The sequence below is a fragment of the Sphingomonas sp. genome, assembly GCF_031380695.1.
GTDB lineage: Bacteria > Pseudomonadota > Alphaproteobacteria > Sphingomonadales > Sphingomonadaceae > Sphingomicrobium.
The window spans coordinates 1-8,079 of record NZ_JANMWY010000064.1 but is presented as its reverse complement, the minus strand read 5'-3'; the positions used below and the strand labels follow the sequence as shown (position 1 = coordinate 8,079).

General features: G+C 65.3%; 9 protein-coding genes. 7 read left to right on the top strand and 2 right to left on the bottom strand.

Going from position 1 to position 8,079, the window contains the following annotated elements; all coding sequences use genetic code 11:
* The 7 genes from RMN84_RS02655 to pal form a co-directional block, all read left to right on the top strand.
* Positions 1–322 (top strand): hypothetical protein (locus tag RMN84_RS02655; RefSeq protein WP_405051423.1); only part of this gene is annotated, 322 nt, incomplete at its 5' end.
* A gap of 55 nt (positions 323–377) precedes the next feature.
* Positions 378–836 carry a YbgC/FadM family acyl-CoA thioesterase gene (locus tag RMN84_RS02650; protein ID WP_309610658.1) on the top strand — a complete coding sequence of 153 codons (459 nt, stop codon included), beginning with the start codon at positions 378–380 and terminating at the stop codon, positions 834–836.
* Complete coding sequence (tolQ, locus tag RMN84_RS02645; RefSeq protein WP_309610657.1) at positions 836–1,522, top strand: protein TolQ; 687 nt, start codon at positions 836–838, stop codon at positions 1,520–1,522. The genes RMN84_RS02650 and tolQ overlap by 1 nt, the downstream gene beginning before the upstream one ends.
* Complete coding sequence (tolR, locus tag RMN84_RS02640) at positions 1,522–1,956, top strand: protein TolR (protein WP_309610656.1); 435 nt, start codon at positions 1,522–1,524, stop codon at positions 1,954–1,956. Before tolQ ends, tolR begins: the two co-directional genes overlap by 1 nt.
* Positions 1,953–2,711: a cell envelope biogenesis protein TolA gene (locus tag RMN84_RS02635; RefSeq protein WP_309610655.1), complete on the top strand. Its 759-nt coding sequence runs from the start codon at positions 1,953–1,955 to the stop codon at positions 2,709–2,711. Before tolR ends, RMN84_RS02635 begins: the two co-directional genes overlap by 4 nt.
* On the top strand, positions 2,708–4,036 hold the full coding sequence (gene tolB, locus RMN84_RS02630) for a Tol-Pal system beta propeller repeat protein TolB (protein ID WP_309610654.1): 1,329 nt from the start codon (positions 2,708–2,710) through the stop codon (positions 4,034–4,036). Before RMN84_RS02635 ends, tolB begins: the two co-directional genes overlap by 4 nt.
* Positions 4,037–4,048: 12 nt before the next feature.
* Positions 4,049–4,561 carry a peptidoglycan-associated lipoprotein Pal gene (gene pal / locus RMN84_RS02625; RefSeq protein ID WP_309610653.1) on the top strand — a complete coding sequence of 171 codons (513 nt, stop codon included), beginning with the start codon at positions 4,049–4,051 and terminating at the stop codon, positions 4,559–4,561.
* A 4-nt stretch (positions 4,562–4,565) separates the two neighbouring features.
* On the opposite strand, the gene msrA is transcribed toward pal, so the two are convergent.
* Both msrA and RMN84_RS02615 read right to left on the bottom strand, forming a co-directional pair.
* Positions 4,566–5,231: a peptide-methionine (S)-S-oxide reductase MsrA gene (gene msrA, locus RMN84_RS02620; RefSeq protein WP_309610652.1), complete on the bottom strand. Its 666-nt coding sequence runs from the start codon at positions 5,229–5,231 to the stop codon at positions 4,566–4,568.
* Positions 5,232–5,337: 106 nt separating this feature from the next.
* Positions 5,338–7,974 (bottom strand): TonB-dependent receptor domain-containing protein, encoded by a 2,637-nt coding sequence (locus RMN84_RS02615; protein ID WP_309610651.1) that lies wholly within the window; start codon positions 7,972–7,974, stop codon positions 5,338–5,340.
* Positions 7,975–8,079: the final 105 nt, after the last annotated feature.

Sequence of the window (8,079 nt, the reverse complement as noted above, 5' to 3'; positions counted from 1 at the left end):
TCTCGACAGCTACTGGATGCGCTGGGGCTGGCCGTCAGTTGCTGGCGGGCCAGTCAGCTGGTCGAGCGAGGGCACGGCGCCAGCCCCCTATATTCATACCCGCGATCTCGTCTCCGCCCGCTGCATCAACGATGGCCCGCGCGGCTATCTCTCAATCCGCACCAATGCGTTACCGGGCAAGCGGACGACCCGCATCGGCGGCGAAGTCGGCATGATGGGCTTTTTCATGCCCGGCTGGGGCATGCACCTCAATGACCTGCCCGAAGCGCAGGGCGACCTCATTTCGCGAATTTCCGAGATTTCGCCCCGCCCGGCCCGCTGACCGTCTCGGCGAGCCGGGCTTGCCCCCCGGACTCGCCTCGGCCTAAGGCGGGGCGATGGAGCCAGCGGCTTTCGACCTCCCCTATCGCGGCGGCTTCGTCGGGCGTGAGCATCGCTTCGCCCTGACTGTCTATTTCGAGGATACCGACACTGCCGGGATCGTCTATTACGCCAATTATCTCAAATACATGGAGCGCGCCCGGTCCGATATGTTGCGCGCTGCCGGCATCGACCAGCGCGCCGCGATCGACGGCGGCACCGGGGTCTATGCCGTCGCCGAAGCCCATGTCCGCTACCGCGCCCCGGCCCGGCTCGGCGACGACCTCACCATCGCCTCGACCCTCGCCACCGTCCGCGCCGCCAGCGTCGTCATTCAGCAGTCGGTCAGGCGCGGCGCAGAAGACATTGCCCAAGGGCGCATTACCGCCGCTTTCCTCACCCCCGACGGTCGGCCGACCCGCCAGCCAAAGGAATGGATCGAGCGGTTCCACGCCATCAACCGACAAGAGGTCTAATGCCGCCCGTCACCGCCAGCACCGACCTCATGTCGCCCCTGACCCTGTTCCTCCACGCCGATCTCGTCGTGAAGCTGGTCATGCTCGGGCTGCTCGCCGCCAGCGTCTGGACCTGGGCGATCATCTTCACCCACGCCGCCCGCCTCCGCCGCATCGGCCGCCAGACCGCCGCCTATGAAGCCGACTTCTGGAAGGCGAGCGACATCGACACCTTCCACGCCAGCCGAGGCGCCGAGGGCCTGCCAAGCGCGGCGATCTTGACCGCCGGACTCAACGAGTGGCGCCGCTCGACCCGCATTGCCCACGCCGACCGCGCCGGAACTCGCGAGCGACTGGCGGGCGCGATGAATTCGACCATCGCCGCCGAACTTGATCGGCTGTCCGACCGTCTCAATATCCTCGCCACGGTCGGGGCGGTCGCGCCGTTCGTCGGGCTGTTCGGCACGGTGTGGGGCATCATGCGCAGCTTTACCGCCATCGCCGGCGCCAACAACACCAGCCTCGCCGTCGTCGCGCCGGGGATCGCGGAAGCCTTGTTCGCTACCGCCATCGGCCTGTTCGCGGCGATCCCGGCGGTCATCGCCTTCAACCGCCTGACCCACGGCCTCGACCGGCTCGAGGCGCGCCTCGGCCGTTTCGCCGACCGCTTTCACGCCACGCTGAGCCGCGAACTGGAGGGCGGCTGATGGCGATGGGTGTCCATGCCCGCCGCGGCGGCCGCTCTCGCCGTGCGCCAATGGCGGAGATCAACGTCACGCCGCTGGTCGACGTGATGCTGGTGCTGCTGATCATCTTCATGGTCACCGCGCCGTTGCTCGTCGCCGGGGTGCCGGTCGACCTGCCGCAGAACCGCGCAGCGCCGCTCGACCAGCAGGTCAAACCGGTTGCAGTCTCGATTGACAAGAACGGCGCGATCTTCATCGATGATGGTGCCGTTGCCGAAGCGGCCCTGCCGACTAAACTCGCCGCCATCGCTGCCCAGTCCGCGCCGCCCGAGGGTCGCCGCGTCCTGCTCCGCGCCGACAGATCGCTCGACTATGGCCGAGTGATGAAGGTGATGGGCGAGCTCAACCGCGCCGGTCTCAATCGGGTCGCTTTAGTCTCGGTCGGCGAGCCATGAGCATCGACCGCGCCGAGCTGGCCGGAACCGGAGTCGCAGTGGCGTTCCACGTGGCGCTGATCGCGGCGCTGTCGCTCAGCCTTGCCCGCGTCGCGCGTCCGCCGGAGCCCCCGGCGATGGAGGTCGAACTGGTCGACGAGGTCGGACTTCAAGCCGCCGCGCCATCTCCCATCGCTGCTCCGCCGCCGCCGAGCCAGGCACCCGAACTGTCGCCAGCGCCGCCGACGCCCGATGTAGCGCCGCCCGTGCTAACCCCCGCGCAGTCGGTCACGCCGACGCCGCCACGGCCTGTTGAAGCGACGCCTCCGGCCAAAACCCCGCCTCCGAAAGCACCTTCAAAGGCCTCGCGGATCGGGGCCGATTTCCTCAAGGGAATCGGCGATGGCGCGCCCTCGACCGCGCCCGCCCGCGCCGCCGCCGCCGCGATCAGCCCATCGGCGATGGCCGGCATCCAGCAAGCGATCCGCCGCCAGGTCCAGCCATGCGCCGACCGCCAGATCAATCCCGGCCCCGGCGCGAGCCGGATCAAGGTCAAGTTGCACTTAGTCCTGACCCGCTCTGGTGGTCTCAGCCGCCCGCCCGAGGTCGTCGCGACCAGCGGCGTCGACGACGACAACGGCAAATATGAGGAACGGGTCAAGGATCTCGCCGTTGCAATTATTAGTGGTTGTGCCCCGCTGACGTTGCCACCCGAACTCTACCAAACGGCCAATGGTGGCTGGAGCAATTTCAACATGACCTATACGCTGCCATGAGGAACGCCATGAAGCATTTCGCCCTCCTCGCTGCCCTCCTCGCCTCGACTGCGACAGCGCAATCCCCGCCGCCGATCGAAGTGGATGTCGTCGGCGGGACCAACGCCAACGCCGCCATCGCCGTCCCGCCCATGCCAACCTCCGCCGAAACCGACACGCCCGCCGGCGGCACCGGCGCGATCGGACGGCAGGTCGCGGGCGTGATCGCTGCCGACCTCCGCTCGACCGGTGCCTTCACCCCGCTCGGCCCCGATGGGATCGGCAGCTATTTGGCCGCCGAGGCCGCCTCGCCCGCCTATGGCACCTGGCGCAGCGCCGGCGCGGCCCAGCTCGTTTCCGGAACGGTCGAGGCGAACGGCGACCGGATCACCGTCGGCTGCTATCTCCACGACGTCGCCGCCGGGCGCGAGCTGACCCATCAGGGGTTCGCGGTTGCTGCCACCGACTGGCGTCGCGCCGCTCATAAATGCGCCGACCTGGTCTATGCCCGGCTGACCGGCGAAGGTGCCTTCCTCGATACCAGGCTGGTCTATGTTGCCGAGACTGGTCCCAAGACCCGCCGGGTCAAGCGCATCGCGATCATGGACAGTGACGGCTCCAACCACCGCTACCTGACCACCGGCGACGCGACCGTCACCACCCCGCGCTTCAGCCCGAGCGGCGACAGACTGGTCTACATGACCGCGACCGGCCGCCGCCCGCGCGTGCGGATCATGGATGTCGCCAGCGGCACGTCACGTAACCTCGTACCCGGGCTCGCCCTGACCTTCGCCCCGCGCTTCTCACCCAACGGCCGCAACGTCGTCTTCTCGATGGCGGCGGGCGGCAACACCGACATTTATGCTGTCGACGCCGACGGTGGCACGCCGCGCCGCCTGACCAGTGTGCCGGGTGCCGACACCGCGCCAAGCTACTCGCCTGACGGCAGCCGGATCGTGTTCGAGAGCGATCGCTCGGGCACCCAGCAACTCTATGTCATGAACGCCGACGGCTCTGGCCAGCACCGAATCAGTTTCGGCGGCGGACGCTTTGCTTCACCGGTGTGGAGTCCGCGCGGCGGTCTGATCGCCTTCACCAGAATCGGCGGCCAGTTCAACATCGGTGTGATGAACGCGTCGGGCGGGGGCGAGAAGATTCTCACCGACGGCTGGCAGGACGAGGGGCCAAGCTGGGCACCGAACGGCCAGTTCGTCATGTTCAACCGCATCCGCCAGGGTAGCGGCCAAACCAGCCTCTATGCGGTCAACATCAATGGCGGCGCCGCTCGCCGCCTGCCCACCCCCCAGGACGGCAGCGACCCCAGCTGGTCGCCGCTGCAGCGCTAAAAGGAGATTCTCATGCGCACGACCCTCAACCTCGCCCTGATCGCGGCATTGCTCGCGACCGGGGCCTGTGCCCGCCGCGACCGCGCGGTCGACACCACGCCGCCCGTCGCTACGGCGCCGACTGCGGCCACGAATGAAGACGACGTCGGGCTGGTCGAGCTGCCCGGGTCGCAGGCCGACCTGATTGCGAAGGCCGGGACCGACACGATCCACTTCGGCACCGACAAGTCGGACATCGACTCGGAATCGCAGCGGATTCTCGCCGCGCAGGCCAAGTGGATGCTCGCCAACCCGACCGTTCGCGCCTCGATCGAAGGCCATGCCGACGAACGCGGAACGCGGGAATATAATATGGCGCTGGGCGAGCGCCGGGCCAACGCCGCGCGCAATTATCTGGTCGCGCAGGGCATCCCGTCGACGCGCTTGCTGGTCACCAGTTGGGGCAAGGAGAAGCCCGTCGCGACCGGTTCCGACGAAAGCGCCTGGGCCCAGAACCGCCGCGCGGTGACCGTAGTGGTCAAGTAACCGGTCAGGCGCGCCAGGCGCTGGGAAACTGCTTCTTCAACGCCTCGACCTTTGGCCGATCGTTGATGACGATATAGCCGTAGGTCGGGTTCCGTGCCATGAAGTTCTGGTGATAAGCTTCGGCCGGGTAGAAGCCCTTGTAAGCCTCGACCGTCGTCACGATCGGCCGCGCAAACAGCTTGGCCTTGTCGAGTTGGGCGATGTAGGATCGGGCGACCTTCGCCTGGGCCGGTGACGTAGGGAACAGGGCGGAACGGTATTGCGGGCCGGTATCGGGCCCTTGGCGGTCCTTGAGAGTCGGGTCGGCGACGACCGAAAAATAGATCCGCAGCAGTTCCCCATAGCTGATCCTGGTCGGGTCGAAAGTCACGCGGACAGCCTCGGCATGGCCGGTCGTGCCGCTGCCGGTCATTTCGTAATGCGCCGTCACCGCGCTGCCGCCGCTATAGCCCGAGGTCGCGTCGATCACGCCGCGGACATGCTCATAGACGCCCTCGACCCCCCAGAAGCAGCCGCCAGCGAACACCGCCACTTCGCGGTGCGAGGTCGCCGGCACGTCGACCAACGGCTTGGGCGCCATGACGGTTGCGGTCACGCCAGCGGTCCCGGCGAGGGCGAGCAGGCCGCCGACAATGGCGACGGGCAACAGGATCGGCTTGGTCATGGTCATGTCTCCGGTCGGACAGCCGCGCCATGAATGGTGGCGGCTGAACGAGGAAGGAACGAACCGACCGCCCGAACGGATGCGCCCCCTCCACCGGAAGGAGGCGCGACCGTCAGAATTTATAGCCAGCCCTGAGCCCGATGGTGCGCGGCGTGCCGGGGATGACCCGGACCTGCGTACAGCTACCGCAGGCCACGCCGCGACTGAGGTCGATGTGCTCGTCGAGGATATTTTGAGCATAGAGTTCGAACGAGATCTTCCGCCAGTCGATGCCCGCTGCCAGGTCGACACTGGTCGAAGAACGGATCCGGCCGAGATAGCTGTTCGGGTTGACCAGCGTCGGCGGGTATTCCGCTGGGCCGACCAGCGCGATCAGGGTACGCAAGGTCGCCGCCGCCGAGCTTTGATAGGCAATACCCGCCTGCAGATGAGCCTTCATGTCGGCACCGACGTCCCAGCTGTAGCGAGCGGTCGCGGTCGCCTTGAACCTGGGTGTAATCGGCAGCCGGGTGCCCGTCGGAGCAGCAATGAAATTCGGGCTTCCCGGGTTGCCGATGTTGTCCGAACAATCCGGTTGGGCGGCGTCGAAGAAGCAGGTGTTGTTGCGCGTTTTGGCATCGGTATAGGAGGCCGCTGCGTTCAGGTTCACGCCGCCGCCGACATAGCTAATGTCGCTTTCGATGCCGCGGATGCGCGCATCGGGACCGTTGTGAATTTCGGTGAAGCTGTTGGGCCCGAGGTAACTGTACTGGAAGCCCTTCCACTTCTGCTGGAAGATAGCGCCGTTCCAGCGGATATGATTGTCGTCGAAGGCGACCTTCCAACCCAATTCGTAATTAGTGAGATAGTCGGCATCGTAGGGACGAATGCTCTGCCGCCGGTTGAGGCCACCCGGACGGAAGCCGCGCGACCAGGTGGCATAGAACATCAGCCCGTCGTGGGGCCGATAAGTCAGGTTGAGGCGATGAGTGAAGCCCCTGCCCTTTTTGTGCTTGGGCACGACCGCCCCGTTCACGAAATCACCCAAATTGGTGCATGGCGTTCCGGCCAGCGCACCGGTGGTAATCAGCGTCGTGTCGGTGCCAAACTGCTGTGAATCGCGCAACGTGTCGCCGCTCGTTGTTAGACAGCCAGCGACTCCAGTAAAGCTGCTGCCCGCTCCATTCGGGGGCGGTGAACCGGGGACCTTTTTGCCGTCCGGACCAGTCAAATAGGCCGGATCACGCCCGAAGCCGAAGAAGCCGATCAGGCTATTGTCATATTTAAACAGTCGGCCACCGGCGGTCATGGTCAGCTGCGGCGTGAAGTCGAAGCTTGCCTCGCCGAACAGCGCATAGTCGCGGTCGATTCGCTTCTGCTTGGTCAGCCACAACGTCCCGGAACGACCGTTGACCGACAGGTTGGGCGCCAGGTTGGTGACTTGGTAATCCTGGAAAATATCGTTGGACTGGCGCTGGTAGAAAGCGCCGGCGATCACCCGAAACGGCTTGTCCGCCGGGGAGGAAATGCGGAATTCCTGGCTCATCTTCTTGAAGTGGTCCGAGGCGACGATCTTCTGGCGCGGATCGATGCTGTTGCCGTTGCTGTCCTGATAATAGAAATAGCCAAGGCCGCCATAGACATGGGCGCCGCCGCCATATTCGGCGTAAAGCTGATCATAGGCGTCGGAATAATCGGTGTAGTCGGTTACCGTGTGCGTGCGACGGTCGAGATAGGCACCGGCATAGGTAACGTCGAAATTGCCGATCTTGCCCTGAACGGTCAGCGCCGCCTGAGTGAACTTATCCTTGCGAACCTCGTCGAAGAAGCGCTGGACTTTAAAGTCGCCAAGTGCCGGATCCTCGCCGAAGAAGCCGTTGGCCTTCAAATTCTGATGGAGGATGGTCGGCGTGACCGTCCAATTATCGTCGAGGTCGATTTTCAGCGCGGCGCGGCCGCCATAAATGTCCTGGTCGTTGAAGTTCTTCTTCACCAGGCCGGCATTGTTGACGGTGATGTCGGGGATCGCGTCGGCGAAGATATAGTAGGTCCGGCTGCCCGCGATATTATCGATATAGCCAGCGTCATGCTGGTAGAAACCGACGCCGCGAAACGCGATGCGGTCGGCGATGGGGAGGTTGATCATCCCCTCGATCTTGCCGCCCTGGCCACCGTGAGACACGGTGTTGCCCTCGATATCGATGCGCCCCTCGGTCGTGCCGAGCTTGGGCTTGTTGGTGATGATGCGGATCGTGCCGGCTTCCGACGAAGCACCGTAGAGCGTGCCCTGCGGCCCGGCGAGGCTCTCGATCCGGGCGATGTCGTATATATGGACATCAAGGGTCCCGCCGATGGTCGTGATGGGCTGCTCGTCGAGATAGGAACCGACCGACGGCAGCGAGCCGGAGTGGTTGCCGTCGCCGCCCGACGCGACGCCGCGCATGTAGACGACGGTAACGCCCGGCTGGCTGGTCTGGAAGCTGACCGAGGGGAGCTGCTTGGTATATTGCTCGAAGTTCGAGATATTGAGCTGGTCAAGTCGCTTGGTCCCGATCGCCTGAATCGAGATCGGCACACGCGACAGATTCTCTTCGCGCTTCTGGGCGGTGACGATGATTTCGGTCGAGTCGGGGGTGTTACCGTCCTGAGCCGCTGTCGCAGTCGGCGCGGGCGCTGTGTCGTTGACACCGCTCTGGGCGAGCGCCGGGCCGACGAGGGCCGTTGAGGCCAACAGTCCCAACGCGGATTTACGCAGCATACCGTCGAGCATTGATTTCCCCTTGGTCAGGGCGGCGACGCTGGGACTGCAATCGATACTCGTCAATCGACCAGATGGCTCCGCCGACACTTTCGCTACGAGCGTGGCGCAAATGTT